The organism is Phenylobacterium sp. NIBR 498073 (assembly GCF_027286305.1).
Taxonomy (GTDB): Bacteria; Pseudomonadota; Alphaproteobacteria; order Caulobacterales; family Caulobacteraceae; genus Phenylobacterium.
In genome coordinates this window covers 3,543,278-3,569,498 of record NZ_CP114599.1, presented here as the reverse complement: position 1 = coordinate 3,569,498, position 26,221 = coordinate 3,543,278, and the positions used below count along the sequence as shown (strand labels likewise).

At 69.0% G+C, this 26,221-nt stretch carries 23 protein-coding genes; 14 read left to right on the top strand and 9 right to left on the bottom strand.

The window, feature by feature from the left end:
* The first annotated feature begins 157 nt into the window (after nt 1–157).
* Together O4N75_RS17850 and O4N75_RS17845 are read left to right on the top strand one after the other, a co-directional pair.
* Nucleotides 158–955 carry a DUF4198 domain-containing protein gene (locus tag O4N75_RS17850; RefSeq protein WP_269626793.1) on the top strand — a complete coding sequence of 266 codons (798 nt, stop codon included), beginning with the start codon at nt 158–160 and terminating at the stop codon, nt 953–955.
* A gap of 11 nt (nt 956–966) precedes the next feature.
* Nucleotides 967–1,431, top strand: a complete 465-nt coding sequence (locus O4N75_RS17845; RefSeq protein ID WP_269626791.1) for a hypothetical protein — start codon at nt 967–969, stop codon at nt 1,429–1,431.
* Between the two features lie 55 nt (nt 1,432–1,486).
* Here the strand turns inward: O4N75_RS17845 and O4N75_RS17840 are convergent, their stop codons facing one another.
* The 4 genes from O4N75_RS17840 to O4N75_RS17825 form a co-directional block, all read right to left on the bottom strand.
* Nucleotides 1,487–2,626, bottom strand: coding sequence for a serine hydrolase domain-containing protein (locus O4N75_RS17840; protein ID WP_269626790.1), 1,140 nt, complete (start codon nt 2,624–2,626; stop codon nt 1,487–1,489).
* A 46-nt stretch (nt 2,627–2,672) separates the two neighbouring features.
* A complete protein-coding gene (locus O4N75_RS17835; RefSeq protein ID WP_269626789.1) occupies nt 2,673–3,458 on the bottom strand; it encodes a class I SAM-dependent methyltransferase in 786 nt (261 codons plus the stop codon).
* Between the two features lie 13 nt (nt 3,459–3,471).
* A complete protein-coding gene (gene secA / locus O4N75_RS17830) occupies nt 3,472–6,234 on the bottom strand; it encodes a preprotein translocase subunit SecA (RefSeq protein ID WP_269626788.1) in 2,763 nt (920 codons plus the stop codon).
* Nucleotides 6,235–6,550: 316 nt separating this feature from the next.
* Nucleotides 6,551–7,723: an acetyl-CoA C-acyltransferase gene (locus O4N75_RS17825; RefSeq protein WP_269626787.1), complete on the bottom strand. Its 1,173-nt coding sequence runs from the start codon at nt 7,721–7,723 to the stop codon at nt 6,551–6,553.
* A 150-nt stretch (nt 7,724–7,873) separates the two neighbouring features.
* On the opposite strand from O4N75_RS17825, the gene O4N75_RS17820 reads away from it, so the two are divergent.
* Together O4N75_RS17820 and argJ are read left to right on the top strand one after the other, a co-directional pair.
* Nucleotides 7,874–8,860 carry a peptidylprolyl isomerase gene (locus O4N75_RS17820; RefSeq protein WP_267234230.1) on the top strand — a complete coding sequence of 329 codons (987 nt, stop codon included), beginning with the start codon at nt 7,874–7,876 and terminating at the stop codon, nt 8,858–8,860.
* Nucleotides 8,857–10,287, top strand: a complete 1,431-nt coding sequence (gene argJ / locus O4N75_RS17815; protein WP_269626786.1) for a bifunctional glutamate N-acetyltransferase/amino-acid acetyltransferase ArgJ — start codon at nt 8,857–8,859, stop codon at nt 10,285–10,287. Before O4N75_RS17820 ends, argJ begins: the two co-directional genes overlap by 4 nt.
* 148 nt (nt 10,288–10,435) lie before the next feature.
* Here argJ and O4N75_RS17810 read toward each other — a convergent pair whose 3' ends face one another.
* Both O4N75_RS17810 and O4N75_RS17805 read right to left on the bottom strand, forming a co-directional pair.
* A complete protein-coding gene (locus O4N75_RS17810; RefSeq protein ID WP_269626785.1) occupies nt 10,436–11,914 on the bottom strand; it encodes a DEAD/DEAH box helicase in 1,479 nt (492 codons plus the stop codon).
* 264 nt (nt 11,915–12,178) lie between these two features.
* The gene (locus O4N75_RS17805) at nt 12,179–12,400 is read right to left on the bottom strand and encodes a hypothetical protein (RefSeq protein ID WP_269626784.1); all 222 of its coding nucleotides are present in this window, start codon (nt 12,398–12,400) and stop codon (nt 12,179–12,181) included.
* 119 nt (nt 12,401–12,519) lie between these two features.
* On the opposite strand from O4N75_RS17805, the gene mutT reads away from it, so the two are divergent.
* From mutT to O4N75_RS17790, 3 genes are all read left to right on the top strand, one after another.
* On the top strand, nt 12,520–12,930 hold the full coding sequence (gene mutT / locus O4N75_RS17800; protein WP_269626783.1) for an 8-oxo-dGTP diphosphatase MutT: 411 nt from the start codon (nt 12,520–12,522) through the stop codon (nt 12,928–12,930).
* A gap of 240 nt (nt 12,931–13,170) precedes the next feature.
* Entirely contained in the window at nt 13,171–14,040 is an 870-nt protein-coding gene (locus tag O4N75_RS17795; RefSeq protein WP_269626782.1) for a hydrogen peroxide-inducible genes activator, read from the top strand.
* On the top strand, nt 14,037–14,906 hold the full coding sequence (locus O4N75_RS17790) for a kinase (protein ID WP_269626781.1): 870 nt from the start codon (nt 14,037–14,039) through the stop codon (nt 14,904–14,906). The genes O4N75_RS17795 and O4N75_RS17790 overlap by 4 nt, the downstream gene beginning before the upstream one ends.
* 54 nt (nt 14,907–14,960) lie before the next feature.
* Here O4N75_RS17790 and O4N75_RS17785 read toward each other — a convergent pair whose 3' ends face one another.
* Nucleotides 14,961–15,338: a DUF4168 domain-containing protein gene (locus tag O4N75_RS17785; protein ID WP_269626780.1), complete on the bottom strand. Its 378-nt coding sequence runs from the start codon at nt 15,336–15,338 to the stop codon at nt 14,961–14,963.
* A gap of 160 nt (nt 15,339–15,498) precedes the next feature.
* A complete protein-coding gene (locus tag O4N75_RS17780; protein WP_269626779.1) occupies nt 15,499–16,410 on the bottom strand; it encodes a methyltransferase domain-containing protein in 912 nt (303 codons plus the stop codon).
* Between O4N75_RS17780 and O4N75_RS17775 the strand changes: the two genes are divergently transcribed.
* The 5 genes from O4N75_RS17775 to O4N75_RS17755 all read left to right on the top strand — a co-directional run bounded on the left by O4N75_RS17775 (nt 16,409) and on the right by O4N75_RS17755 (nt 20,340).
* Nucleotides 16,409–17,194: a phosphoribosyltransferase family protein gene (locus O4N75_RS17775; RefSeq protein WP_269626778.1), complete on the top strand. Its 786-nt coding sequence runs from the start codon at nt 16,409–16,411 to the stop codon at nt 17,192–17,194. The two genes, O4N75_RS17780 and O4N75_RS17775, sit on opposite strands and share 2 nt — an antisense overlap.
* A 33-nt stretch (nt 17,195–17,227) precedes the next feature.
* Nucleotides 17,228–17,485, top strand: a complete 258-nt coding sequence (gene grxC, locus O4N75_RS17770; protein ID WP_267232577.1) for a glutaredoxin 3 — start codon at nt 17,228–17,230, stop codon at nt 17,483–17,485.
* A gap of 93 nt (nt 17,486–17,578) precedes the next feature.
* Complete coding sequence (locus O4N75_RS17765) at nt 17,579–18,412, top strand: carbon-nitrogen hydrolase family protein (protein WP_269626776.1); 834 nt, start codon at nt 17,579–17,581, stop codon at nt 18,410–18,412.
* Nucleotides 18,409–18,840, top strand: a complete 432-nt coding sequence (locus O4N75_RS17760) for a DUF1178 family protein (protein ID WP_267232575.1) — start codon at nt 18,409–18,411, stop codon at nt 18,838–18,840. Before O4N75_RS17765 ends, O4N75_RS17760 begins: the two co-directional genes overlap by 4 nt.
* Nucleotides 18,841–18,930: 90 nt before the next feature.
* Nucleotides 18,931–20,340 (top strand): M20/M25/M40 family metallo-hydrolase, encoded by a 1,410-nt coding sequence (locus O4N75_RS17755; RefSeq protein ID WP_269626775.1) that lies wholly within the window; start codon nt 18,931–18,933, stop codon nt 20,338–20,340.
* 149 nt (nt 20,341–20,489) lie between these two features.
* Here the strand turns inward: O4N75_RS17755 and O4N75_RS17750 are convergent, their stop codons facing one another.
* Nucleotides 20,490–21,776 carry an outer membrane protein transport protein gene (locus O4N75_RS17750; RefSeq protein ID WP_269626773.1) on the bottom strand — a complete coding sequence of 429 codons (1,287 nt, stop codon included), beginning with the start codon at nt 21,774–21,776 and terminating at the stop codon, nt 20,490–20,492.
* A gap of 149 nt (nt 21,777–21,925) precedes the next feature.
* Between O4N75_RS17750 and O4N75_RS17745 the strand changes: the two genes are divergently transcribed.
* A complete protein-coding gene (locus O4N75_RS17745; RefSeq protein WP_269626772.1) occupies nt 21,926–24,166 on the top strand; it encodes an arylsulfatase in 2,241 nt (746 codons plus the stop codon).
* A gap of 76 nt (nt 24,167–24,242) precedes the next feature.
* Nucleotides 24,243–26,153 (top strand): S9 family peptidase, encoded by a 1,911-nt coding sequence (locus O4N75_RS17740; protein WP_269626771.1) that lies wholly within the window; start codon nt 24,243–24,245, stop codon nt 26,151–26,153.
* Nucleotides 26,154–26,221: the final 68 nt, after the last annotated feature.

The window sequence follows — 26,221 nt, the reverse complement described above, 5'->3', positions numbered from 1 at the left end:
CTCCAAATGATATGCAAGTGCGAGTCAATCGCATATGACTCGCGTGACGCCCCCCGTGGGCGCTTCGACGAGGCCGTCAATGCAGCATTCGAAAGTCAATTGCAAGTGACTCGCAAGTGCATTAGTCGGCGACATACGAACTGATGAAGGGGACCCAATGGGGCGTATCGGATTTGCGGCGCTGGCAGGCGCCGGAGTGCTGGCGGCGGCGCCGGGCATGGCGCAGGCGCACATGCCCTACATGCTGCCGAACCTGTTCGACCTGACCGACCGTGACCACGTCACCGTCCAGGCGAGCTTCACCGAGGACCCGTTCCAGGCCGAGGTGGTGATGAAGTCGGACGCCTGGCACGTGCGCGGGCCGGGAGGGGCGGTGACCCCGATCTCGGGGGTAACCTATCTGCGCGACCTGGCGGTGTTCGAAGCGCCGATCGCGGCGAAGGGCACCTATCGCGTCTCGTCAGGCGAGCGGTTCGGCCGCAAGGGCAAGATGTACCGTGACGCCAAGGGCCAGTGGATCATCAGCGAGGGCAAGGACAAGCCGGCCGGCGCCGAGCTGGTCGACGTGCAGAGCATGACCCTGGCCGAAGTCTATGTGACCCGCGGCGGGCCGAGCCCGGACGCCCTGGCGCCGACCGGCAAGAGCCTGGAGCTGCGCCCGATCACCCACCCGAGCGAGATCTTCGCGGCCCAGCCGGCCAGCTTCGAGCTGCTGTTCGAGGGCAAGCCGGTCAGCGGCGCCCATGTCGAAGTGTTCCGCAGCGCCGGCGCCTATGACGGCAAAAAGCAGCTTGCCGGCCAGATCACCACCGACGCCGCGGGGCGGTTCGCGATCACCCCGCCGGACGCCGGGACCTATCTGGCGCTGATCCGCCACCGCACGGCGGCGCCGGCTGGGGCCGAGACCCGGTACCGCAGCTACTCCTACACCCTGACCTTCGAAGCGACCCAATAGGACCGATCGACATGACCCGCATCCATCTTCCCCTCGCCATGACCGCCGCGCTGCTGGCGCTGGGCGCGGCCTCGGCCCAGGCCGCGCCGCATGAGCATTCGGCCTTCGTCACCGACTACGATCTCGACAAGGACGGCAAGGTGACCGCCGCCGAGTTCAAGACTGTCCGCGACCAGCGCTTCGCGGCCATGGACGCCGACAAGGACGGCGTCCTGACGGAGGCCGAGTATGTCGGCGAGTACGAGGGCCGCCTGACCGCCCAGCTGGCCGCCTCGAACGAGAGCGCCGAGCGCAAGGAAGAGCAGCGCGTGCGCCAGATGCGCCAGGCGCATGTCCGTTTCGGCGTCCTCGACAGCGACAAGGACGGCAAGATGACGCCGGCCGAATTCGAGGCCTCGGGCCTGCGCGCCTTCGCCGAACAGGACGGCGACGGCGACGGCGTGGTCACCGCGGCCGAGAAGAAGAAAGGCGACTAGGATCTGGCCATCCTAGAAGCCTGAGGGCTGAGGCGGCGCGTACGGGCGCGCCGTCTCAGCCCAATGCTTCCCACATCGCCATGGCCAGGCTGAAGGCGCGCATGTCGCCGGTCGTGGTGCCCGCCATCTTGTTCATGGCGTAGGCGAAGGTCGTGCGCGCATCCATGTCGATGATCACCAGCGAGCCGCCATAGCCGCCCCAGTAGATGGTGTTGGGGTTGGGCAGCGGCACCGCTCCGCCGGCGAGGCCGAAGCCCATGCCGAAGCGGGCGGGGATGCCGAGGATCAGGTCGGGCCCTTCGATCTGCAGCTCCAGCGCTTTGCGGCAGCCGGCTTCCGACAGGATCTGCTTGCCCTTGGCGACGCCGCCGTTGGCCAGCAGGGACTGCACCTCGGCCACCGAGCGGGCGTTGCCGGTTCCCCCGGCGGCCGGGATCTCCGCGCCGCGCCAGGCGCGGGTGCGGGTTTCCGAGACCTCAAGCGGCGGGTTGTCGGACATGTTGGCCTGCAGTTCGCTCCGCGGCCCGGCGCCGAGACCGGCCTCGGCCGGGGGCGGGGCGATCAGCTCGGCGACGCGGGCGTCCTCCGAGGCCGGCAGGCCGATGTGGAAGTCGGCGCCGAGCGGCTCGGCGATCTCCTCGCGAAACACTGTGCCCAGACTCTTGCCGGTGATGCGGCGCACGACTTCGCCGACCAGATAGCCCTGGGTCAGGGCATGATAGCCGGGGGCCGTGCCCGGCTCCCAGAACGGGGCCTGGGCCGCCAGCAGGGCGGTGACCTTGTCCCAGTCGTAGAGATCCTCCTTGACCAGCGGCTCCTTCCAGCCCGAGAGGCCCGCCGAGTGGCTCATCAGGTGGCTGACCTTGACGGCTTCCTTGCCGCCGGCGGCGAACTGCGGCCAGTAGCGGGCGACCGGGGCGTCGAAGTCGAGCTCGCCGCGGTCGGCCAGCAGCAGGGCGGTCAGGGCGGTCATCGTCTTGGTGGTCGAGTAGACGTTGACGATGGTGTCGCGCTGCCACGGGCGGGTGCGGGCCTCGTCGGCGAAGCCGCCCCAGAGGTCGACCACGGTCTCGCCCTCAACCGTGGCGCAGAACGAGGCGCCGATGTCGGCGCCGCTGTCGAGATTGGCTTCAAACGCCGCGCGCGCGCCCGCGTACTTGTCGTGGACGAGACCCTGAACTGCACCGTCGGCCATGGTCTGGCTCCTCCCTTTATCGGGCGAGCCTAGCAGCCTGGGGCGACTAGCCGAAGAGTTTGCCGAACAGGCCCTTGCGGGTCGGCCGAACGTCGCCGGTCAGATCGGGCAGGCCCGCCTTGCGCGACACCAGCACCTCTATGTACTCGGCCTGGATGCCGCGGCCGAGGTCCTCGATGGTCCAGATGGTGGTGGTCAGGCCGCTGACCGAGTCCCAGTAGGCGGCGATGTCGTAGCCCCAGTCGATGGTCACCAGCGAGCCGTTCGGGTCCATTGGATTGCCGTGGTAGACCGGCTCCAGCAGGTGGTCGACGCTGCCGTCGGCGCGGCGCGCGGCGCGGCGGACGGACGGCTTTTCCTTGTTCACGATCGGCACGGTGCAGACGTGCAGACCGCCCGGCTTCAGGGTGCGGGCGATTTCGCGCAGGGCCAGGTCGGGGGCGAAGACGTGCTCCATGACGTCCTGGGTGACGACGAGGTCGAAGCTGGCGTCGGCGAAGGTCTGGCGCTCGAGGTCCTCAGCCCGCCAGCCGCCGGCCGGATGGGTCGAGCCCCAGGGGATCGAGGGATCGTACTGGCTGGCCCGGTAGCCCGGCGCCTGCTCGGCCAGGCGGCGGCTGGCGGCGGTGCCGGGCGAGCTTTCGTGGATCGCCAGCTCGCGCCAGTTGGGCCGCAGCTGGGTCAGAACTGAGAACAGCGCCCGCTCACGCGGCTGGGCGTTGCAGGTCTGGCAGAGGAAGTGGTCCCGCAGCCAGGGATCCCTGGCCGCGAAGGTGGCGGGGAGTTCGCAGACTGGGCAGAAGCCGTCGACCTGGAAGAGGAAGTCGGCCATCTGCTCGGGTCCCCTAGATCAGCGCACCATGGCAGTGCTTGAACTTCTTGCCCGAGCCGCAGGGACAGACCTGGTTGCGGCCTGTGTGCTCCCAGCCGTCGGGCAGGGCCGTGATCGGCAAGGCCTGGCGCTGTTCGGCCGAGAGACCGTCAGGCAGGGCCCCCATCTGGGCCGCGTTTTCGCCAGTGAGCGGGTCCATGTGGACTTCTGTCAAGCCGGACAGCGGGGCGATGGGTTCGGGCTCGGCGAACTGGAACTCGACCGTCATCAGCCAGCGGGTGACGTTCTGGCGCAGGTCGACCAGCAGCTTCTCGAACAGCGAGAAGGCCTCGGTCTTGTACTCGTTCAGCGGATCGCGCTGGCCGTAGCCGCGCAGGCCGATGACGTTGCGCAGGTGGTCGAGGTGCATCAGGTGCTCGCGCCACTGCAGATCGATCATCTGCAGCAGGAAGCTCTTTTCCAGATTGCGCATCTGGTCGGGACTGATCGCGCTCTCGCGCTCAGCGGCGCGGGCGTCGGCGGCCTGCTGGATGCGCTCGCGGATCTCCTCGTTGGCGATGCCGTCCTCGGCCGCCCAGGCAGCGAGCGGCAGGTCGAGGCCGAGCAGTTCCTGGACACGCTCGGTCAGGCCGGCGATGTCCCACTGTTCGGCGTAAACCTTGGGCGGCAGGTGGCGCTCGACCAGGTCCTCGATGGTGTCCTGCCGCATCTCGGTGATGATTTCCGAGAGATCGGAGGCGGTCATGAACTCGGCGCGCTGTTCGAACACCGCCTTGCGCTGGTCGTTCACGACGTCGTCGTACTTGAGCAGGTTCTTGCGGATCTCGTAGTTGCGCTGCTCGACGCGCTTCTGGGCCTTCTCGATGGCCGCGTTCAGCCACTTGTGGGTGATCGCCTCGCCTTCCTGGACGCCGAAGGTGCGCATGATCGCGTCGAGACGCTCGCCGGCGAAGATGCGCAGCAGGTCGTCTTCGCAGGACAGGAAGAACTTCGAGTGGCCCGGGTCGCCCTGACGGCCGGTCCGGCCGCGCAGCTGGTTGTCGATCCGGCGGCTTTCGTGGCGCTCGGTGCCGAGCACGTAGAGGCCGCCGGCGGCCAGCGCCTGTTCCTTCAGCGCCTTGGTCTCGCTCTCGATGCGCGTGCGCTCTTCGGCGGCGGCTTCCGGGGTGACCTCGATGCCGAGGCCGCGCTGCTCCTCGCGCCACTTCAGGACGCGGATGTCGATGTTGCCGCCGAGCTGGATGTCGGTGCCGCGGCCGGCCATGTTGGTGGCGATGGTCACCGCGCCGGGCACGCCGGCGTCGGCCACGATCATGGCTTCCTGTTCGTGGTAACGGGCGTTCAGGACGTTGTGCGGGACACCGTTCTGGGTCTTGCCGTTGTGCTCGAACTTATGGGCCTTGAGCAGCTCGGACAGCTGCTCGGACTTTTCGATCGAGACGGTGCCGACCAGGATCGGCTGGCCGCGCACGTAGCAGGCCTCGATCTGCTTGACGATCGAGGCGTTCTTCTCGCGCTCGGTGCGATAGACCTCGTCGTCCTCGTCGATCCGCGCGACCGGGCGGTTGGTCGGGATTTCCGAGACGTCCATCTTGTAGATGTCGCCGAACTCCTGGGCCTCGGTCGCGGCGGTGCCGGTCATGCCCGAGAGCTTGGTGTAGAGGCGGAAGTAGTTCTGGATGGTGACCGAGGCCAGGGTCTGGTTCTCGGGCTGGATGTTGGCGCCTTCCTTGGCCTCGATGGCCTGGTGCAGGCCCTCGGACAGGCGGCGGCCCTGCATCATGCGGCCGGTGAACTCGTCGATCAGGATCACCTCGCCGGCGCGGACGATGTAGTCCTTCTCGCGAGTGTAGAGGACGTTGGCGCGCAGCGCCTGGTTCACATGGTGGACGATGGAGACGTTGGCCGCGTCGTAGAGGCCGGCCGAGTCGGGGTCGAGATGACCGCCGACGGTCAGCAGCTCCTCGACCTTTTCAGAGCCTTCCTCGGTCAGGATGACCTGGCGCTGCTTCTCGTCGTGGTCGAAGGTCGACGGGTCCTGGATCAGTTCTTTGATGACCAGGTCGATGGTCTTGTAGAGCTCGCTGCGGTCCTCGGTCGGGCCGGAGATGATCAGCGGCGTGCGGGCTTCGTCGATCAGGATGGAATCGACTTCGTCGACGATCACGAAGTTATGGCCACGCTGGACCATTTCGCTCGGGTCGTAGACCAGGTTGTCGCGCAGGTAGTCGAAGCCGAACTCGTTGTTCGTGCCGTAGGTGATGTCGGCCTGATAGGCGGCCTGGCGCTGGCCTTGGCTGAGGCCGTGGACGATGACGCCGGTGGACAGGCCGAGGAAGGCGTAGACCTGCGCCATCCAGTCGCCGTGCAACTGGGCCAGGTAGTCGTTGACGGTGATGACGTGCACGCCCTTGCCGGAGAGCGCGTTCAGATAGGTCGGCGCGGTCGCGACCAGGGTCTTGCCTTCACCGGTCCGCATCTCGGCGATGCCGCCGTTGTGCAGCACGATGCCGCCGACCAGCTGGACGTCGAAGTGGCGCTGGCCCAGCACCCGGCGCGAGGCCTCGCGCACGACGGCGAAGGCTTCTTCGAGAAGCTGGTCGAGGGTTTCACCCTTGGCCAGGCGGTCCTTGAATTCCTGGGTCTTGCCGCGAAGCTCGGCGTCGGACAGGGCCTGCATCTTCGGCTCAAGCGCGTTGATCTTGGCGACCCGCGAGTTGAAGCCTTTGACCTTGCGGTCGTTCGAGGAGCCGAAGAAGCGTTGGAAGATGCTCAAGGGAAATCGTTCCGGATTCGCGGGAGGGCCCGACGGCGGCGCCTCTAAGCCTGCTCGCCTGCCCGGAAATTCCGCTCTTTTCAGGGCGCGCGAGACTTAAGCAGCACCCATGCCAGTGTCAACGCGGCGCGCGGGTGAGAGCGCTAACGACTGCGTGCGCCAAAAGAAAAGGCCCTCCCACGAGGGAAGGGCCTGATCATTTGGCGTGTGGGCCTGACTCATCAGATCTCGATGAGACCCGCCGCGCCCGCCGAAATCGCGATGAGCGATTTCGGCCACATTGAGTGATGGGCGCCGACGGCCGTCCTGATTGAAATCAGTAGATTTCAATCAGGCCTGCGGCGCCCATGCCGCCGCCGATGCACATGGTGACAACGCCCCACTTGGCGCCGCGGCGCTTGCCTTCCTGCAGGATGTGGCCGGTCAGACGCGCGCCGGTCATGCCGTAGGGGTGGCCGATAGCGATCGAGCCGCCGTTGACGTTGTACTTTTCCGGGTCGATGCCGAGCTTGTCGCGCGAATAGACGCACTGCGAGGCGAAGGCTTCGTTCAGTTCCCAGATGTCGATGTCGTCAACCTTCAGGCCGTGACGCTCCAGCAGACGCGGAACGGCGAACACCGGGCCGATGCCCATTTCGTCGGGGGCGCAGCCGGCGACGGCCCAGCCGCGGAAGGCGCCGAGCGGTTCGAGACCGGCCTTCGAAGCAGCCTTGGCTTCCATCAGCACCACGGCGGCGGCGCCGTCCGACAGCTGCGAAGCGTTGCCGGCGGTGATGAACTTGCCTTCGCCGCGGACCGGCTGGAGCTTGCGCAGGCCTTCGATGGTGGTGTCCGGACGGTTGCACTCGTCGCGGTCGACCACGTAGTCGACGATGCTCTCTTCCTTGGTTTCCTTGTTCACGACCTTCATCTTGGTCGCGAGCGGGACGATCTCGTCCTTGAACTTGCCGGCTTGCTGGGCGGCGGCCATGCGGCGCTGGGATTCCAGGCTGTACTCGTCCTGGACTTCGCGGCTGACCTTGTAGCGCTCGGCGACGATGTCGGCGGTGTCGATCATCGGCATGAAGATGGCCGGATACTGCGCGACCAGGTTCTTGTCGAAGTTGTCGCCGCCGCCGCCGCCGCCCGGGAAGGACAGCGATTCGACGCCGGCGCCGATGGCGACTTCAGCGCCGTCGTTGCGGATGTAGTTGGCCGCGGTGGCGATGGTCTGCAGGCCCGACGAGCAGAAGCGGTTGACGGTAACGCCCGAGGTGGTGATCGGCAGGCCGGCCAGCAGCGCGGCCTGACGGCCCAGGTTGCCGGCGCCGTGCGCCACGTTGCCGAGGATCACGTCTTCGACGGCGGCCTTGTCGACGCCCGAGCGCTCGACCGCATGCTTGATCGCGTGGGCGGCCATGGTGACGGTCGGGGTCATGTTGAACCCGCCCCGTTGGGACTTGGCCATCCCGGTCCGAGCGTAGGAGACGATTACGGCTTCACGCGTCATGAAATGATTCCTCCGAAAAAATGAGGCCGCAACGGCTGTTATCCGGTCCGGGCGGCTTTAGATCGGGCGCGACCTTTGCATCCCCGCGCCGAGTTGGCTAGGGACGGGCAAGCGCCTGCGGGCGGTTTTCGCACACGAGGTACGTCGACAATGACGAACTCCGCCTTCCGTCGCGTCCCGAACGCGCTGGCGCTGGCCGCAGTCATGCTGGTCGCCGCGACGTTGCTGGTCGCCTGCGGCGATCGCGGCGGGACCGAGGGCGCGCCCGCGCCTGGCGACACCGCCGTCGCCAAGGTCGACGGCAAGACGGTGTGGGCCTCGGACGTCAAGCGCGAGGCGGTGGCCCAGGGGCTGATCGGCGACGGGGAGCCGCTGGACGTCTCCTCGGACCTGTTCCGCCGGGTGCTGGACGAGGTGGTCGACCAGAAGCTGCTGGCCGCCGAGGCGCTGAACCGCAAGCTCGACAAGGACCCGGTGGCCCAGAAGCGGCTGGCCGCGGCGCGCGAGCGCATCCTGGGCGACATGCTGGTGGAAAGCGTGGTCTCGGACGCGGTCAACGACAACGCCATCCGCGGCCTCTACCAGGAGCAACTGAAGCTGGCCAAGCAGTCGGAGGAGATCCGCGCCCGCCAGATCGTCGTGGCCACCGAGCCTGAGGCCGCGGCGGTGCGCAAGCTGCTGACCACCGGCGCCTCGTTCGACGCCCTGGCCATGGAACGCTCCACTGACGCGGCGACGCGGTTCAACGGCGGCGACCTCGGCTATTTTACGGTCGACGTCATGCCCGAGGCCTATGCGGCCAACCTGAAGACCGGCAAGGCCGGCGACATCGTCGGCCCGTTCGCGATCGAGGGCGGCTGGGCGATCCTGAAGATCGAGGACCGGCGGCTGGAGCAGCCGATCACCTTCGAGGCCGCGCGGCCGCAGATCGTGCGCTTTCTGACCTATGACCAGGTCCGCGACCTGCTGGAGAAGCTCCGAAGCCGGGCGAAGGTCCAGACGCTGATCGGCGCGCCGCAAGACGTGCCGGGCCAGCCGAAGGAACCCGCCGACGCCCCGAAGACCGCTCCGCAAACTCCCGCGACGAAGGCCGCCCCGGCCGCGTCCGCCGCCCCAGCCAAGGCCGCCCAGCCATGACCAAGACCCCCGCCGCCCCGAAGAAGGCCGCCCCGATCAAGTCCACCGCCGGCAAGGCGCTGGAAGCCGCCGCCAAGCCCGTCGAGGCGCTGGCCGGCGCCATCGTCGACCCGCTGGCGACCGCCATCAAGCGCGCCGCCAAGAAGACCGAACCTGCGGCCAAGGCCGAGGAGCCCAAGCCCGCGAAGGGCGCGCTGCCGGTTTCGCCGCTGGCCGTGCCGTTCCCGCAGATCCCGCCGATCCCCGGCGTGCAGCTGGCGACCGGCCGGGCCGGATTCTACAAGCACGAGCGCGAGGACCTGCTGGTCATGCGCTTCGCCAAGGGCACGGCCGGCGCGGGCGTGTTCACCCGCCACGGCATCGGCTCGGCGCCGGTCGACTGGTGCAAGAAGCATCTGGAAATGACCAAGGGCGCCGATGTGCGCGCCCTGGTGGTCAACGCCGGCTGCGCCAACTCCTTCACCGGCAAGCCAGGCGCGGACGCGGTGCGGCGGGTGGCCTCGGCCGTGGCCAAGCGCTTCGACTGCCGCCAGCGCGACGTGATGGTCGCCTCGACCGGGGTGATCGGCGTGCTGCTGGACGACACCAAGATCGCCCACCGGCTGCCCGACGTGGAAGCCAAGCTGACCGATGACGGCTGGGCCGGCGCGGCGCGGGCGATTATGACCACCGACACCTTCCCGAAAGGCGCCTATGCCGAGGCGACTATCGACGGTGAGAAGGTGCGCATCGCCGGCATCGCCAAGGGCTCGGGCATGATCGCGCCCGACATGGCGACTATGCTGGCCTTCGTGGCCACCGACGCGAAGATCTCCTCGACGGCGCTGCAGACCCTGGCCAGCCTCTACACGCGCAACAGCTTCAACGCGGTGACGGTGGACGGCGACCGCTCCACCAACGACACCCTGCTGCTGTTCGCCACCGGCCAGTCCAGCGCGCCGAGCATCACCCGCGCCGGCGACCGGCGGCTGGCCGACTTCCGCGAGAAGCTGGAGGCTGTGCTGATGGACCTGGCGCTGCAGTTGGTCCGCGACGGCGAGGGCGCCAGCAAGTTCGTGAAGGTCACGGTGACCGGGGCCGAGAGCTCGGCCAGCGCCCGCAAGATCGCCCGCACGATCTGCGAGAGCCCGCTGGTCAAGACCGCCTTCGCCGGCGAGGACGCCAACTGGGGTCGGATCGTCATGGCCGTGGGCCGCGCCGACGAGCCGATCGACCGCGACCGGGTGAAGGTGCAGTTCGGACCGCTGGTCGCCGCGCAGGACGGCCTCATCTCGCCGACCTACGACGAGGCCAAGATGAGCGCCTACATGAAGAACCAGGAGCTGGAGGTGTCGGTGGACGTCGGCGTCGGCCGCGCCTCGGCGACCATGTGGACCTGCGACCTGACCAAGCAGTACGTCGCGATCAACGGCGACTATCGGTCTTAGGACTGCAATCCATTGCTCCCCCTCTGGGGAGCTGTCAGCCGGATGGCTGACTGAGGGGGACTTTGACTCCGCTTGAGAGCGGTCCCCCCCGTCTCGCTGCTGCGCAGCGATCCACCTCCCCCAGAAGGGGGAGGATCTAGTTCGAGCCTTAGTCCAGCGGCGTCCAGCGCTTCTCCGCGGCCGGCTTGCCGCCGCGCTTGGGGCCCTTGAACTGGGACTGGTCGATCGGCGTGGTCGAGGCGCGCTCGCCGTGAGCACGCTGGCCGCCGGCGCGGTGGTCGGTGTGACGCTGGGGCTGGCCCTGGCGCTGCTCGCCGCCGCCCTGACGCCCGCCGCCGGCCTTGGCCGGGCGGTTGCGCTGCTTGCGCAGGCCCGGAGGCAGGTCGCTGCGGCCCTGCGGCTTGCCGCCGCCGCCGCGCGCGGCGTTCTTGCGGCCGGCCTCGGCGCGCTCGGCGGCCACTTCCGGCATCGCCTGGGTCATGACGTGCAGGCCGCGGTCGTTGCGGCGGTCGAAGGACGGAATGGTCTGGCGGGTGACCTTCTGGATGTCCTTGAGCAGGTTACGCTCGTCGTCGGCGCAGAACGCCACGGCCGAGCCGTCGGCCCCGGCCCGCGCGGTGCGGCCGATGCGGTGAACATAGGCTTCCGGCACGTTGGGCAGTTCGTACTGGATGACGTGGCTGACCGCGTCGATGTCGATGCCGCGGGCGGCGATGTCGGTGGCGACCAGGGCGCGGACTTCGCCGGCCTTGAAGGCGGCCAGGGCGCGCTCGCGCTGGCCCTGGCTCTTGTCGCCGTGGATGGCGGCGGCTTCGACGCCGGCCGCTTCCAGCGACTTGGCCACGCGGTCGGCGCCGCGCTTGGTGCGGGTGAAGACGATCACACGCTTGAAGTCGCGCTCGGCGAACATCTCGCAGAGCAGGGCGCGCTTGCGGGCGGTCTCGACGAAGATGACCTGCTGCTTGATGCGCTCGACGGTGGTGGCCTGCGGGGTGACCGAGACCTTGGTCGGGTTGGGGCGCAGCAGTTCGCCGGCCAGCTTCTCGATCTCGCTCGGCATGGTGGCCGAGAAGAACAGGTTCTGACGCAGGCGCGGCAGGTGCTTCACGATCTGCCGGATCGGCACGATGAAGCCCATGTCGAGCATCTGGTCGGCCTCGTCGAGGACGAACATCTCGACGCCCTGGAGGGTGATGGTCTTCTCCTGCAGGTGGTCGAGCAGGCGGCCCGGGGTGGCGACCAGGACGTCGACGCCGGGCGCCATGGCGCGCATCTGGCCGCCGTACTTCACGCCGCCGAAGATCACGGCGACGCTGAGGTTCATGTGCTTGCCGTAGGCCTTGAAGCTCTCGGCGATCTGGGTCGCCAGCTCGCGGGTCGGCGAGAGCACCAGCACGCGGCAGCCGCGGCGCGGCGCGGCCTTCTTGTCGGCGGCCAGGCGATGGATGATGGGGAGGGCGAAGGCGGCGGTCTTGCCGGTGCCCGTCTGGGCGATGCCGAGCAGGTCCTTGCCGGCCATGACGCCGGGGATAGCCTGGGCCTGGATCGGGGTCGGCTTCTCATAGCCCTCGTCGTGGAGGGCCTTGAGCAGCATCTTGTCGAGGCCGAGGTCAGTGAACTTGGTCAAACGAATGTCTTTCACGGATGCGCCTAACGCGGCCGCTCGCAGGCTGCGAGGGTCGCGAAAACGCGGGTCATTTGTGGAAAGCCCCCGCGTGGCGGGGCGATCTATGCGATCTCTTTCGGGCGCTCGACAGCTGGGTCCGAAGTGGCCGGAACCATCACGCGGCTGGAGCGCCGATAGCGCCATAGATGTTGCGGCGCAGCAGGGATATGGCTGGCGGCGGGCCGAAAGTCAAGTTTTGCAAGGGATTGGAGAATTGCAGAGCGCTCAGCGGAACCTGCCGCGCAAAACCAAACGCAGCGCCGTCTCGATGATCAGGAACGCGGGGACCACGAAAATCAGCACCGGTGCGCACATGAGCCAAGGCCGCAGAGAAGGGCCGAGTACGTCGAAACATTCCAGCCATTCGGGCGGAATCCGCTCGACGAACAGCAGGGCCGGCGCGCCCACGACGACGGCGGCGGCGACCGATGTGATCGCATCGATCAAATCAGCGCGAAGGCCCGGAGGCTGGCGGGGCATGCCGGGAACTGAAGCATGCGGCCCCGCCGCCGACAATCCTCAGTCCGCCGCTTGCCTTTCGGTGCGCATCCCGCGAGGAAGCTGGCATGTCCGACACCAAGCGCATGGTTCTCGTCGCCGCCGCGGCGCTCATCGATTCCGACGGGCGGGTGCTGATCTGTCAGCGGCCGCCGGGTAAGCAGCTGGCCGGGCTTTGGGAATTCCCGGGCGGCAAGGTCGAGCCGGGCGAGACGCCTGAGCAGTGCCTGATCCGCGAGTTGGACGAGGAGCTGGGGATCACCGTCTCGCACGCCTGCCTGGCGCCCTTCGTGTTCGCCAGCCACACCTATGAGGACTTCCACCTGCTGATGCCGCTCTATCTGGTGCGGCGCTGGGAGGGCGTGGTCACCGCCAAGGAGCACTCGGGCATCGCCTGGGTGAAGCCGATGAAGCTCACCGATTATCCGATGCCGCCGGCCGACGCGCCGCTGGTGGCCTGGCTGCGCGATCTGGTCTGAGAACGGAAAAAGGCCCGCGGTGAGCTCGGATCACCGCGGGCCTCTCAGGATCGAAGCTAGCTAGTCCCCGACCGCGTCGACGCAGGCTGTGCATCGAACGCCTCAAGGTTGAGCCTGAGTCCCGGGATGACTCCAGCGCCATATCGCTGTTCTCCTACGACGAAAGGTCGCACCTGCGGGTCGCGTCCCGATGAGCATCGAGGCGCTTGCCCGAGCCGCCAATAATCCTAGCTTATGCAGATGCCGACCTTGCGACAGCTGCGCTACCTGACCGCCCTGGCCGAAGAGCGCCACTTCGGCCGCGCGGCGGCCGCCTGCCATGTCACTCAGCCGGCGTTGTCGATGCAAATCCGCGAGCTGGAGGCCGAACTGGACCTGGTGCTGGTCGAGCGCGGGCGCGGCGCCAGCGTGCTGACCCCGGATGGCGCGGCCCTGGCCGAGCGGGCGCGGGCGCTGATCGCCGGGGTCAAGGACCTGGAGGACTTCGCACGCGAGCGGCGCGGGGTCGGCTCGCGGCGCCTGGCGCTGGGCATGATCCCGTCGGTGGCGCCCTACCTGTTGCCGCGGGCCGCGCCGGTGCTGCAGGCGGCGCTGCCGGGGCTGGAGCTGAAGGTCCGCGAAACCCAGACCGCGACGCTGCTGAGCGAACTGGCGGCCGGCGAGCTGGACGCGGTGATCGCCGCCGCGCCGCTGGCGGGCGACGGGATCGAGACGGTGGAGCTGTTCGACGACCCGTTCCTGCTGGCCAGCCCGACAAGCGCGCCGCTGGCCGCCGACGATCCGCGCAGCCTGCCGACCGACCGGCTGCTGCTGCTGGAGGAAGGCCACTGCCTGCGCGACCAGGCGCTGGGGGCCTGCGAGCTCAGCGACCTCACCACCTTCGGCGCGACCAGCCTGACGACGCTTCTGCAGCTGGTGGCGCACGGGCAGGGGGTCACCCTGCTGCCGCAGATGGCGGCGCGGGACCTGGCCGATCCGCGCATCAGCCTGGCGCGGTTTCCAGAACCCGCGCCGCGGCGGACCATCGTCATGGCCTGGCGCGCCGGTTCGGCCCGTCGACGGGCGCTGAAGGACATCGCCGCGCGGCTGGCGGCGGAGGCGGCGCAATGACGCCTGAAACCTGGCTGGCCGAGTTCATGGCGCAGGAGCGGCTGCCAGACAGCTACGCGCAGGTGGTGCGCGACGTCGCGGTGCCGCTGGCCGACCGCATAGCGGCCGCCGCGCGGCCGGGCGGGATCGTGGTCGGAATCTGCGGGCCGCAGGCCAGCGGCAAGTCGACCCTGACCGCGGTGCTGGCGCGGCTGCTGGAGGCGCGCGGGCTGAAGGCGGCGGCGATCTCGCTGGACGATCTCTACCTGACGCGGGCCGAGCGGCAGGACCTGGCCGAGCAGGTGCATCCGTTGCTGGCGGTGCGCGGAGTCCCGGGCACGCACGACGTGGCGCTGGGGCTGGAGATGCTGGCGGCGTTGCGGACGCCGGGCCTCCATGAGCGGCCGGTGTTCGAAAAGGCCCGCGACGACCGCCGCGAGCACGGCGCGCCGTTTGAGGGACCGGCGGACGTGGTGCTGTTCGAAGGCTGGTGCGTGGGCGCGCGACCCCAGCCGGCGGCGGCGCTGGCCGCGCCGGTCAACGGGCTGGAAGCGCAGCGTGACGCGGACGGCGCCTGGCGCAGCTTCGTCAACGCGGCCCTGGCCGGACCCTATCAGCAGCTGTTCGGGGCGCTGGACCTGCTGGTCCTGCTGAGGGCGCCCAGCTTCGAGGTGGTGCTGGGCTGGCGGATCGAACAGGAGCGCAAGCTGCGCGAGCGGCTGGCGCGCGAGGGCGCGGACGCCAGCCGGGCGATGAGCGATGCGGAGGTCGAAGGCTTCATCGCCCACTACGAGCGGCTGACGCGCTGGATCCTCGAAGAGATGCCGGGGCGGGCCGATGTCGTGGTGGCGCTGGACGCGGCCCGGCGGCCGAGGTTGCAGGCATGAAAAAGGCCGCCCCGGCGAACCGGAGCGGCCTTCGAAAGGCGTGAGCCGAGGGCCTTAGGCGGCCGGTTCGGCGTTCAGCACCGTGGTCAGGCGGGCGCGCAGGGCGGCGTCCTTCTGCACGGCGGCCGACATATCGTTGTACTTTTGCGGCGACAGGCCGCTGGCCTGAACGGCCGCGCCCATCTTGCCGATCATTTCCTTCTGCACCTCGGCCTTGGTCGGGCCGTCGGCGCCGGTCAGCTTCGGGGTGTACTCGCCGTTGATCTTCTGGATCTCGGCCATGGCCGAGCCGAAGGCCTTGAGATCGGCGTCGGAGAAGCCGCCCGCGGCAGGGGCTTCGGCGGCGGGAGCAGCCGGAGCGGTCTGAGCTTGGACGGAAGTCGCGGCGACGGCGGCGCCGAGCAGGCCGGCGGCCAGGATAGCAATACGCATAAAGGGGGGTTCCTGTAGTCGTTTTGGATCGAGCCGAGACCGACGTTAGATCGGCGACGTGGCCAAAAAGCGACCCGGCTTGGCCGTTTGGTTCGTGAAGTTCTTGTGGCGCCCAGGATTGACGCAGACAGCGAGGTTCCGCAGGCGCGCCGCCGCGGAATTAGTCGTCGTCCCGCGGCAGCGGGTTCTCGACCACGCCGAGGGCGTCGGCCAGGCGCATCTTGGCCGAGCCGGGCTTGAGCGGCTTCTGCTGGCTGGGGTCGGGCGCCCAGCCGGTCAGGGTCAGGATCTCGAAGGTGGCGGGCACGCGGCCGTCGGGTTCGGCGAAGCGCTCGACATAGATCTCGAAGGCGCGGGCCAGGACCTGGCGGGTCAGCGGCTTGGGGTGGCGCTCGGCCAGGACGCTGGTCTCGCCCATGGCGCGCAGGTCGGCGAGCAGCTTCAGCGGATGGGCGTAGCGGACGGTGACGCGATCGACATCGGCGACCGGCAGGGCGAAGCCCGAGCGCTGCATGAGGCCGGCGGCGTCGTAGGGGTCGGCGAAGGGCGAGACGCGCGGGCCGGCGCCGCCGGTCAGCTCGGCCTCGGCGGCCAGCAGCGACTGGCGCAGCTCGGTCAGGGTGGCGCCGCCCAGCAGCGAGCCGATGAACAGGCCGTCCGGCTTGAGGGCGCGGCGAATCTGGATCAGCGCCCCGACCACGTCGTTGGTCCAGTGCAAGGCCAGGGTCGAGACCACGAGGTCGAGGCTGCCGGGGGCGAAGGGCAGGCGCTCCTCATCGGCGACCAGGCGCAGGCCGTCGCGGCCGGCCAGCATCTTCGGCGACAGGTCGGTCTCGACCAGGAAGCCGACGCGGGCGGCGGCGTCGCTCTGGGAGAGGCAGCGGGCGAACCAGCCGTTGCGCGCGCCCAGATCGACGGCGCGCGGGAAGTCGCGCATGATCGCTTCCAGGCGCACGACGGTGTCCTCGGCGGCGCGGGCCTTGACGAAGTCGGCGGCGGCGTAGCCGGGGGCGGCGCGGTCCAGGCGGGTGCGGAGCAGGTCGCGGTCGAAAAGACGGGGCGGGGCGGACATGGGCTTTCTAGATGGCGATGCGGCCGCCCGGTGGAAACCCGGGCCGCGCGCGAAGGCCGCGGTTCGTACCGCGCTGGACCTGCTTTTCCCACCCCAATCGCTCGACGGCGGCTCCGCCACGATGACCGGCGGCCTGAGCGCGGCGGCCTGGAGCGCGATCCCGTTTATCGACGGGCCGCTGTGCGACGGCTGCGGCCTGCCGTTCGAATACGATCTGGGGGCGGGCGTGCGCTGCGCCGCCTGCTCGGCGCGGCCGCGGGCGTTCGCGCGGGCGCGGGCGGCGTGCCTGTACGACGAGACCTCGCGCGGGCCGATCCTGCAGCTGAAGCACGCCGACCGCACCGACCTGGCGCCGCTGTTCGCCCGCTGGATCAGCCGTTCGGCGCGCGAGCTGCTGGACGAGGCCGACGCACTGGTTCCCGTGCCGCTGCACCGCGCGCGGCTGCTGGGGCGGCGCTACAATCAGGCCGCCGAGATCGCCCGGCCGCTGGGCCGGCTCGCGGGCGTGGCCTATCTGCCTGATGCGCTGGCGCGGGTCCGGGACACCGCGAGCCAGGGCGGCAAGTCGGGCGGTGGGCGGCGGCGCAACGTCGCCGCGGCGTTCGCCGTGCCGCCGGCCAAGGCCAGGCTGGTGGCCGGCAAGACCGTTCTGCTGATCGATGACGTGATGACCACCGGCGCCACTTTGGAAGGCTGCGCGCGGGCGCTGCTGGCCGCCGGCGCGCTGCGCGTCCATGCCGCAGTGGTCGCGAGGGTTAAAGAAAGCTCAAGTCGTTCCATATAGAGCAGACCCGTCACCACCCGTATCAGTCGAGCCATGGCCGAAGTCACCATCTATACGAAACCGTATTGCCCCTACTGCATCCGCGCGGTGTCGCTGCTGGAGAAGAAGGGCGTGGCGTTCAATGAGATCGAGGCCGCCTTCGATCCGGAGAAGCGCCAGGAGATGGTCCAGCGCGCCAACGGCCGGGCGACCTTCCCGCAGATCTTCATCGGCGAGCGCCATATCGGCGGCTGCGACGACATGATGGCGCTGGAATACGACGGCAAGCTGGACGCCCTGCTGGCGGCCTGAGGCTTGATCTTTCCGCTCACTCCCGCGAAAGCGGGAGCCTAAGCTGAGCATCGGCTTGGATCCCCGCCTGCGCGGGGATGAGCGGAGTAGCGAATGACCCTGCGCGTCGGCCTGATCCAGACCAGAACCCCCGCCAGCCACGCTGCGGCGCTGGCGCACGTGACGCCGCTGATCCGGCAGGCGGCGGCCGACGGCGCGAGCTTCATCGCTACGCCCGAGGGGACCAACATCCTGCAGAAGGACAAGGCCGCGCTGCTGCCGCAGTTGGCCCTGCTGGAGGACGATCTTGTCGTGCAGGGTCTACAGGCGCTGGCCGCCGAGCTTTCCGTCACCATCCTGATCGGTTCGGCGATGGTGAGGCGGCCGGACGGCAAGGCCGCCAACCGCGCGGCGCTGATCACGCCGCAGGGCCAGATCGCCGCCACCTACGACAAGCTGCACATGTTCGACGTGGACCTGCCGACCGGCGAGACCGCGCGCGAGAGCGAGACCTACGAACCCGGCGAGCAGGCCGTGGCGGCGCTGGCCGGCGAGCTGAAGCTGGGGCTGACCATCTGCTACGACGTGCGCTTCCCAGCGCTGTACCGAGCCCTGGCCCTGGCCGGGGCCGAGGTGATCGTGACACCGGCCGCCTTCACCCGGCCGACCGGCGAGGCGCACTGGGAGACGCTGCTGCGCGCGCGCGCCATCGAGACCGGCAGCTTTGTGCTGGCGCCGGCCCAGGGCGGGTTCCACGAGGACGGCCGCGGCACCTGGGGCCGCACCCTTGCCATCGGCCCGTGGGGCGAGCTGCTGGGCAAGCTCGACCACGACGAGCCGGGCGTGCTGATCGCCGACCTGGACCTGGCGGCGGTGGCCAAGGCGCGGGCGGCGATCCCGGCCTTGCCCAATGCGCGGAGCTTTGCAGCGCCTATATCTATCGCATGATCCGCTACGCGCTCATCTGCGAGCACGCCCACGCGTTCGAGGGCTGGTTCGGCTCATCCGGCGACTTCGATGACCAGTCGGCGCGCGGCTTGGTCGCGTGCCCGGTCTGCGAGAGCCGGGCCGTGGAGAAGCAGATCATGGCTCCCTCCGTGGCCGGCACCAAGAAGTCCCAGGCCGCCGACCTGCCGCCGCAGGTGCGCTCGATGGTCATGGAGGCGATGGGCAAGGTCCGCGCCCACGTCGAGGAGAACTTCGACTATGTCGGCGACGCCTTCGCCGGCGAGGCCCGCGCCATCCACGAGGGCCGCTCGGAAGACCGCGGCATCTATGGCGAGGCCAGCCCGGCCGAGATCAAGGCGCTGAAGGACGACGGCATCCAGATCGCCCCGCTGCCGCCGGCGCCGCCGAAGAAGTCGGACGTGAACTGAACGCTCCCAGCTCCCCCAGAGGGGGGAGCATCTGCCTTGCCGCCGCGCCGGACGCCCCATAGGCTCCCCGCCAGTTCATGGGGAGCGTCAATGATCCGTACCTTCACCGCCGCCGCCTTGGCGGCCGCCGCTGTCGCCTCGCCGGCGATGGCCCAGAGCCCGCGTCCTGACCAGCTGGCGTTCCGCGAGCTCTACAAAGAGCTGATCGAGATCAACACCACCCTGTCGGTCGGCAGCTGCACTGCGGCGTCGGAGGCCATGGCCGCGCGGCTGAAGAGCGCTGGGTTCGCCGACGCGGACCTGCAGATCATCGTCTCGCCGGACCGGCCCAAGGACGGCAATCTGGTGGCGACGCTGAAGGGGACCGACGCCAAGGCCAAGCCGATCTTGCTGCTGGCGCACATCGACGTGGTCGAGGCCAACCGCGCCGACTGGGAGCGCGACCCGTTCAAGCTGGTCGAGGAAAACGGCTTCTTCTACGCCCGCGGCGCGGCCGACGACAAAGCCCAGGCCGCGGTCTGGGTCGACACCCTGGCCCGCTACAAGACCGAGGGTTTCAAGCCGAAGCGGACGATCCGCATGGCGCTGACCTGCGGCGAGGAGACGCCCGACACCTTCAACGGCGTCCAGTACCTGATCAAGAACCACCGCGATCTGATGGACGCCGCCTTCGTGCTCAACGAGGGCGCGGGCGGGCGGCTGGACGCCCAGGGGCAGCGGGTCTCGCTGGGCGTGCAGGCCGGCGAGAAGGTCTATCAGGACTATACCCTGGAAGTGACCAATCCGGGCGGCCACTCCTCGGCGCCGGTGCGCGACAATGCGATCTATCACCTGTCGCAGGGGCTGGCGCGGCTGGGCGAGTACGACTTCCCGGTGAAGCTGAACGACGCTGTGCGCGGCAACTTCATCCAGATGGCCAAGATCGAGGGCGGGCCGATGGGCGAGGCGATGGCCGCCGTCGCCAAGGATCCGTCCAGCGCCGCGGCGGTGGCGGCTGTGGCCCGCGATCCGGGCCGCAATTCGATGATGCGGACCACCTGCGTGGCGACCATGGTCAACGCCGGCCATGCGCCCAACGCCCTGCCGCAGCGGGCGCGGGCCAACGTCAACTGCCGGATCCTGCCGGGCGAGGGCGTCGAGGCCACCCGCGAGGCCCTGGTCAAGGCGCTGGCCGACCCGGCGATCAAGGTCACGACGGTCGGCGAGCCGAGCCCGGTCACTCCGCCGCCGGTGCTGAACAAGCAGATCATGGGGCCGGTCGAGACGGTCTCGGCCAAGCTGTGGCCGGGCGTGCCGATCGTGCCGGTGATGGCGACCGGCGCCACCGACGGCCGGTTCCTGAACGCGGTCGGGGTGCCGACCTACGGCCTGACCGGGATGTTCAGCGAGCCGACCGGCAACGGCGCCCACGGGCTGAACGAGAAGATGCGCGTGCGCTCGCTCTATGAGGGCCGCGACTTCCTCTACGAGGTGGTCAAGCTCTACGCGAACCAGAAGTAGGTCATGCTCCAAGTGTCATCCCGGTTTCGGCCGTAGGCCGAAGACCGGGACCCATGAACACCTGATGTCGGCGGCAGTCCTTCTGGCTCGGCGCGAATGGATCCCGGTCTTGCTTCGCAAACCGGGATGACACTCGGAGCGTGGTCAGCTTAGAACGTCTTCCGCAGACCCAGCGACAGCACGTAGCCGGAGCCCTCGACCTCGCCGCGCAGGCGGGTGGTGGTGGCCGCAGGCGTGCCCTCGTAGAACGCTGTGTCGTGGTGGACGTCGGAATTGGCGAAATCGATGTAGGCGAACGCCGCATCGACCTTCAGCCCGTTCATGACGTCGGCGGTGGCGCCGACCCCGTAGAGCCACCGGTCGCCGTCCGGCACCCGCGCGGTGCGGGCCGCGTCGGGCGTCGGGGTCGGGTCGTATTGCACGCCGGCGCGCAGGGTCAGCTTGTCGTTGACCGCGTAGTCGAGGCCGACGCCGCCGGAGGTGACGTCCTCATAGCCCTGGAACAGGTTTTCGCCGCCGCCGGCGAATTTCACGTCGATCGATTCGAACTCGCTCCAGCCGATGCGCTGAACCTGGGCGTTGAGGGCGAGCTTGTCGGTGGCTTGCCAGCGGGCGCCGAGGGTGGCGATCCAGGGCGTGGTGAAGGCGGCCGAGCCGTTGACCTCGCGGTTGACCGGGGCCAGGGGACCGACCAGGCCCGCGACCAGGACATCGCCGTCGAGGTCGTGCTCGACCTTCGAGCGGTAGCTGGCGCCCAGCGTGACCGGGCCGAAATAGGCCTGGGCGCCCACGGTCCAGCCGAAGTCCCAGCCGTCGCCGCTGAGCTGGGAGATGCCGTCGGCGAGCAGCGGCGAGAGGTTCGGATAGGCGGTCTGCAGCTTGGCGTCGGTGTACTGGGCGCTGACCCCGGCCCCGAGGTCGAGCCATTCGGTGACCTTCATTGCGCCAGTCACCTGGATGTCGGCGGTGGTCAGCCGCGAGGTCAGGGCGTCGTACCGCGCCCATGACGACTTGCGGTACTCGGTGGTGAAGTTGAAGGGCGCGGCCACCGACAGGCCGAGCGCGAAGCGATCGCCGATCGGGGTGGCGATGGCGAAGTTCGGCGCGACGCCGTCCTGGATCGGACTGAAGGCGCGCGGCTCGCCCTGGATCGGGATGGTCAGCCCGTTCGGATAGGTGATGGTCGATCCTTCGTTTCTGACCGTGGCGTCGACGAACACCGCATGCAGGCCGACATAGGCCTCGCGCCCCGAGCGGGCGATGGCGGCCGGGTTCCACCAGAGCGAGGAAACGCCCTGGTCGGCGACCTCTCCGGAATAGGCGCGTCCCGTGCCCTTCACCGACTGTTCCTGCAGGTAGTAGCCCGCCGCGTGCGCTGAAGTGGACAGGAGGGCTGTTGCGGCCGTGGTCGCCGCCAGGAGGGTCAGCCGGGTCATGGGGTGCTCATTGTTCCGGAGGATCCGCGCGCGGATCGGCTGTTTCACAAACCCTATCAGCCCGCGGCGGGTTGCAGAACGGCGATCAGCGACTTGCCAAACCGTGGCCCAGGAGCCACATTTCAATAAATTGGCATGGAGTCTGTCATATGTCTGGATCGCGTGACGCGGCGAAGGTTGGTCGCACCCTGGCGGACTCGGTCCCGTATTGGCCGCCGAAGGTTAAGCCGCCGGCGGGGGCGCCGAACATCCTGGTCGTGTTGTTCGACGACGTCGGGTTCTCGGACTTCGGCTGCTACGGCTCGCCGATCCGGACGCCGACGATCGACAAGCTGGCGGCCGAGGGTCTGCGCTACACCGGCTTCCACACGACCGCGATGTGCTCGACTACGCGAGCGGCGCTGCTGACCGGGCGCAACCATCACTCGGTGGGCATGGGCTGCTTGGCCAACTTCGACTCAGGCTTCCCCGGCTATCGCGGCAAGATCGCCAGGGAGGCCGGCACCTTGCCCGAGATCCTGCGCGGCCAGGGCTATGGGACCTACATGGTCGGCAAGTGGCACGCGACGCCGGTCAACCAGACGGGCGCGGCCGGGCCCTATGACGGCTGGCCGCTGGGCCGCGGCTTCAACCGCTATTACGGCTTCATGGACGCCGAGACCGACCAGTTCTCGCCCGAGCTGGTGCGCGACAACACCCCGGTCGACCCGCCGGGCGGCTACCGCGACGGCTATCACCTGACCGAGGACCTAGTGGACGAGAGCATCCGCTTCGTCGCCGACCATATCGCCGATGCGCCGGACCAGCCGTGGCTGCTGTGGCTGGCTTTGGGCGCCTGCCACGCGCCCCACCAGGCACCGATGGACATCATCCGAAGCTATGACGAGGTGTTCGAGGCCGGCTGGGACGTCGAGCGCGAGCGCCGGCTGGAGCGGCAGAAGGCGATGGGGATCGTGCCGCCGGACACCCAGCTGCCGCCGCGCAACGACGGGGTGAAGGCCTGGGCCGATCACTCGCCCGAGGAGCAGAAGGTGTTCACCCGCCTGCAGAGCGCCTTCGCCGGCATGCTGGACCACGCCGACCGGCATCTGGCGCGGCTGGTGGACTTCCTCGAGCAGGCCGGCGTGAAGGACGACACCCTGATCCTGGTGTTGTCGGACAACGGCGCCAGCCAGGAGGGCGGGCCGCTCGGCTTCGTCAACGCCATGGGGCCCTACAACATGAAGTTCGAACCGATGCCCGAGAAGCTGGCGCGGATCGAAGACATCGGCGGGCCCGACAGCCACTCGAATTTCCCGTTCGGCTGGGCCCAGGCCTCGAACACGCCCTTGCGTCGCTACAAGCAGAACACCCACGGCGGCGGCATCCGCGACCCGCTGGTGATCAGCTGGAAGAACGGGATCGCCGCCCGCGGCGAAACCCGCGGCCAGTTCGCCCATGCCTGCGACCTGACCCCGACCTTGCTGGAGCTGCTCGGCCTCTCCTCGCCGCAGGTGATCGCTGGGGTTCCGCAGACCCCGATGGAAGGCGAGAGCTTCGCCGCCTCGCTGACTGACCCGCAGGCGCCGGCCAAGAGTTCGGCGCAGTACTTCGAGATGTTCGGCCACCGCGGTCTCTGGAAGGACGGCTGGAAGGCGGTGGCGTTCCACCCGCCGGGCGCGCCCTTCGACAAGGACGTCTGGGAGCTCTACCACCTCGACGCCGACTTCTCGGAAACCCGGGACCTGGCGCAGGTCGAGCCGGAACGGCTGGCGGCGCTGGTCGACGAATGGTGGGCCCAGGCGGAGCGGTGCAACGTCCTACCGCTGGACGACCGCTTCGGGCCGCGCTTCGCCGAGAACGCCCTGCGCCACCAGGGCGCGCGCAAACAGTTCGTGTTCCACAAGGGCATGGGGCACGTGCCCAGCGACTGCGCCCCCGATGTGCGCTCGCGCTCGTACTTCATCGAGGCCGACGTGACCCTGGGCGAGGGCGACGAGGGGGTGCTGATCGCCCACGGCGACGCGACCAGCGGCTATTCGCTGTTCGTGCGTGACGGGCGGCTGCATCACACCCTGAACGTCGGCGGGCTGCGCACCACGGTCAGCTCGGACGTGGCGGTGGCGCCGGGGCGGCGGCGGCTGGGCGTGCAGTGCGTCCAGGGCGACGGGCGGCGCTTCATCCTCAGCATCGACGGCCGCCCGGCGGGCGAGGTCGCCACCCATCTGGGCTTCATGACCCTGATCTCGTGGTCGGGCCTGGACATCGGCCGTGATCGCGGCAGCGCGGTCGGCGACTATGCCGAGCCGTTCAAGTTCAGCGGCGCGCTGCGGACGGTGACGGTGACCATGGACGCCGACCAGGCCCTGGACGGCGACGCGGTCGGAGCCGCGGAACTGGCGCGCCAATAGATTGCGCGATCCAACTTCGGGTTGCGGAAACTGATCGGCTCAGCCACAGTTTCCGTGATCCGGGGGGAGGAACGACGTGCTCATCAGAGTGCTTGCGCTGGCGGCCGCCTGTCTGGCGACCGCGACCATCGCCATGGCCGCGCCGCTTGAGGCCTACGGCAAACTGCCGAGCATCGAGGCGGCGGCGATTTCGCCGGACGGCGCGCGGTTCGCGGTCATCCTGACGACCGGCGAGGACCGGCAGATCGTCGTCAAGGACATCGCCACCGGCAAGGACAACGTCATCCACGCCGGCGCCGCCAAGGTGCGTGACCTCGACTGGGCGAGCCCCCAACACCTGCTGATCACCGCCAGCACGACCGCGACGATCCCCAACGTGATCGCGCCGCGCCAGGAATACACGACCGTCGTCCTGTTCGACGTCGAGACCAACCGGCAGATGCGGCTGATGCGCGATGTCGAGCGGGGTCTCAACATCGTGGTCGGCTCGCCGGTGAGGCGCACCGTCGACGGCAAGCCGGCGGTGTTCGTCACCGGCGTCCGCTTCGACAGCGGCGGCCGAGGGCGCATGGCGCTCTATCAGATCAACCTGAAGTCCGGCGCCTCGAAGATGGTCCACGAGGGCTTTCCCTACAGCGAGGATTGGGTGGTCGGGGCCGATGGCCAGCCGCTGGCGGCCTCGGCCTTCGACTATGTCAGCGGCGTCTGGACGCTGAAGATCAAGCAACAGGTCGGCTGGAAGGAGGTCATGCGCTCGGAAGGCTATCTCGATCGCCCGATCCTGGCCGGGCTGGGTCGGGATGGCCGCTCGATCCTGCTGTTCGACGAGGAAGACGACCAGCGGGTGCTGCGGGAGCTCAACGTCGACGGCACCAGCGGCGAGCCGATCAAGACGATCAGCGGCTCCCAGCTGATCTTTGACCCTGGCGGCCATCACCTGGTCGGATCGCGGGCGCTGGTCGGCGATGAATACCGCTACGACTTCTTCGCCCCGCAGGACCAGAGGCTGTGGCGGTCGATCGAGGCGGCCTATCGCGGCCAGCATGTGCAACTGCTCTCGTGGTCGAACAACCGCGAGCGGATGATCATTCGGGTGGATTCCCCGACCGAGGGGGCCGGGATCGCCTATGTCGACTGGAAGACCAAGCGCGCGGACTGGATCGGATCGGTCTATCGCGGGCTGGCTGAAGCCGACATCGCACAGGTGAAGCCGGTGCGCTTCAAGGCCGCCGACGGCCTGGAGCTGAGCGGCTACCTGACCCTGCCGCGTGGCCGAGAGGCCAAAATGCTGCCGCTGGTGGTGCTGGCCCACGGCGGGCCGGCGGCACGCGATACGCCGACCTTTGACTGGTGGTCGCAGGCGCTTGCCTCGCGCGGCTATGCCGTGCTGCAGGTCAATTTCCGCGGCTCCGCCGGATTTGGCGCGCAGCACCTGCAGGCTGGATACGGCCAATGGGGGCGCAAGATGCAGACCGACCTCTCCGACGGCGTGCGGCATCTGGCCGGGCAGGGCCTTATCGATCCTGCGCGGGTCTGCATCGTCGGGGCGAGCTACGGCGGCTATGCGGCCCTGGCCGGGGCGACGCTGGATCGCGGCGTCTATCGCTGCGCGGCGTCGGTCGCGGGGGTGTCCGACCTGCGCCGGATGGTCGGCTGGTCGAAGACCAACAAGGGGCGCACGGCGCAGAAGTACTGGATCCGCTTCATGGGCGCGGACGATCCCGACGACCCGGTGCTGCGCGCGCTGTCGCCGGCCGAGAAGGTCGAGGGGGTGACGACGCCGATCCTGCTTGTGCATGGCCGCGACGACACGGTGGTGCCGCTGGAGCAGAGCGCCATCATGCAGCGCGCGCTGGAGAAGGCCGGCAATCCGGCCGAGATGGTGGTCATGAACGGCGAGGATCATTGGCTGTCTCGGGGCGAAACCCGATTGCGGATGCTCAATGCGGTGACGATGTTCCTGGAGAAGAACAACCCGCCGAGCTGATTTCGGGACGGTCCCTGTTGTGTGGCGAAATCGCCACACTACATCCCGTCGAGGCGCGGCCGTGCTTG

Coding starts and splice junctions, on each gene's coding strand:
- O4N75_RS17825 (WP_269626787.1), bottom strand. CDS start 7,723: ATGACGCGTGAAGCCGTAATCGTCTCCTACGCTCGGACCGGGATGGCC.
- mutT (WP_269626783.1), top strand. CDS start 12,520: ATGTCCGACACCAAGCGCATGGTTCTCGTCGCCGCCGCGGCGCTCATC.
- O4N75_RS17820 (WP_267234230.1), top strand. CDS start 7,874: ATGACGAACTCCGCCTTCCGTCGCGTCCCGAACGCGCTGGCGCTGGCC.
- O4N75_RS17745 (WP_269626772.1), top strand. CDS start 21,926: ATGTCTGGATCGCGTGACGCGGCGAAGGTTGGTCGCACCCTGGCGGAC.
- O4N75_RS17775 (WP_269626778.1), top strand. CDS start 16,409: ATGGGCTTTCTAGATGGCGATGCGGCCGCCCGGTGGAAACCCGGGCCG.
- O4N75_RS17760 (WP_267232575.1), top strand. CDS start 18,409: ATGATCCGCTACGCGCTCATCTGCGAGCACGCCCACGCGTTCGAGGGC.
- O4N75_RS17845 (WP_269626791.1), top strand. CDS start 967: ATGACCCGCATCCATCTTCCCCTCGCCATGACCGCCGCGCTGCTGGCG.
- O4N75_RS17835 (WP_269626789.1), bottom strand. CDS start 3,458: ATGGCCGACTTCCTCTTCCAGGTCGACGGCTTCTGCCCAGTCTGCGAA.
- O4N75_RS17750 (WP_269626773.1), bottom strand. CDS start 21,776: ATGACCCGGCTGACCCTCCTGGCGGCGACCACGGCCGCAACAGCCCTC.
- O4N75_RS17755 (WP_269626775.1), top strand. CDS start 18,931: ATGATCCGTACCTTCACCGCCGCCGCCTTGGCGGCCGCCGCTGTCGCC.
- O4N75_RS17765 (WP_269626776.1), top strand. CDS start 17,579: ATGACCCTGCGCGTCGGCCTGATCCAGACCAGAACCCCCGCCAGCCAC.
- O4N75_RS17790 (WP_269626781.1), top strand. CDS start 14,037: ATGACGCCTGAAACCTGGCTGGCCGAGTTCATGGCGCAGGAGCGGCTG.
- O4N75_RS17780 (WP_269626779.1), bottom strand. CDS start 16,410: ATGTCCGCCCCGCCCCGTCTTTTCGACCGCGACCTGCTCCGCACCCGC.
- O4N75_RS17840 (WP_269626790.1), bottom strand. CDS start 2,626: ATGGCCGACGGTGCAGTTCAGGGTCTCGTCCACGACAAGTACGCGGGC.
- grxC (WP_267232577.1), top strand. CDS start 17,228: ATGGCCGAAGTCACCATCTATACGAAACCGTATTGCCCCTACTGCATC.
- O4N75_RS17785 (WP_269626780.1), bottom strand. CDS start 15,338: ATGCGTATTGCTATCCTGGCCGCCGGCCTGCTCGGCGCCGCCGTCGCC.
- O4N75_RS17850 (WP_269626793.1), top strand. CDS start 158: ATGGGGCGTATCGGATTTGCGGCGCTGGCAGGCGCCGGAGTGCTGGCG.
- argJ (WP_269626786.1), top strand. CDS start 8,857: ATGACCAAGACCCCCGCCGCCCCGAAGAAGGCCGCCCCGATCAAGTCC.
- O4N75_RS17795 (WP_269626782.1), top strand. CDS start 13,171: ATGCCGACCTTGCGACAGCTGCGCTACCTGACCGCCCTGGCCGAAGAG.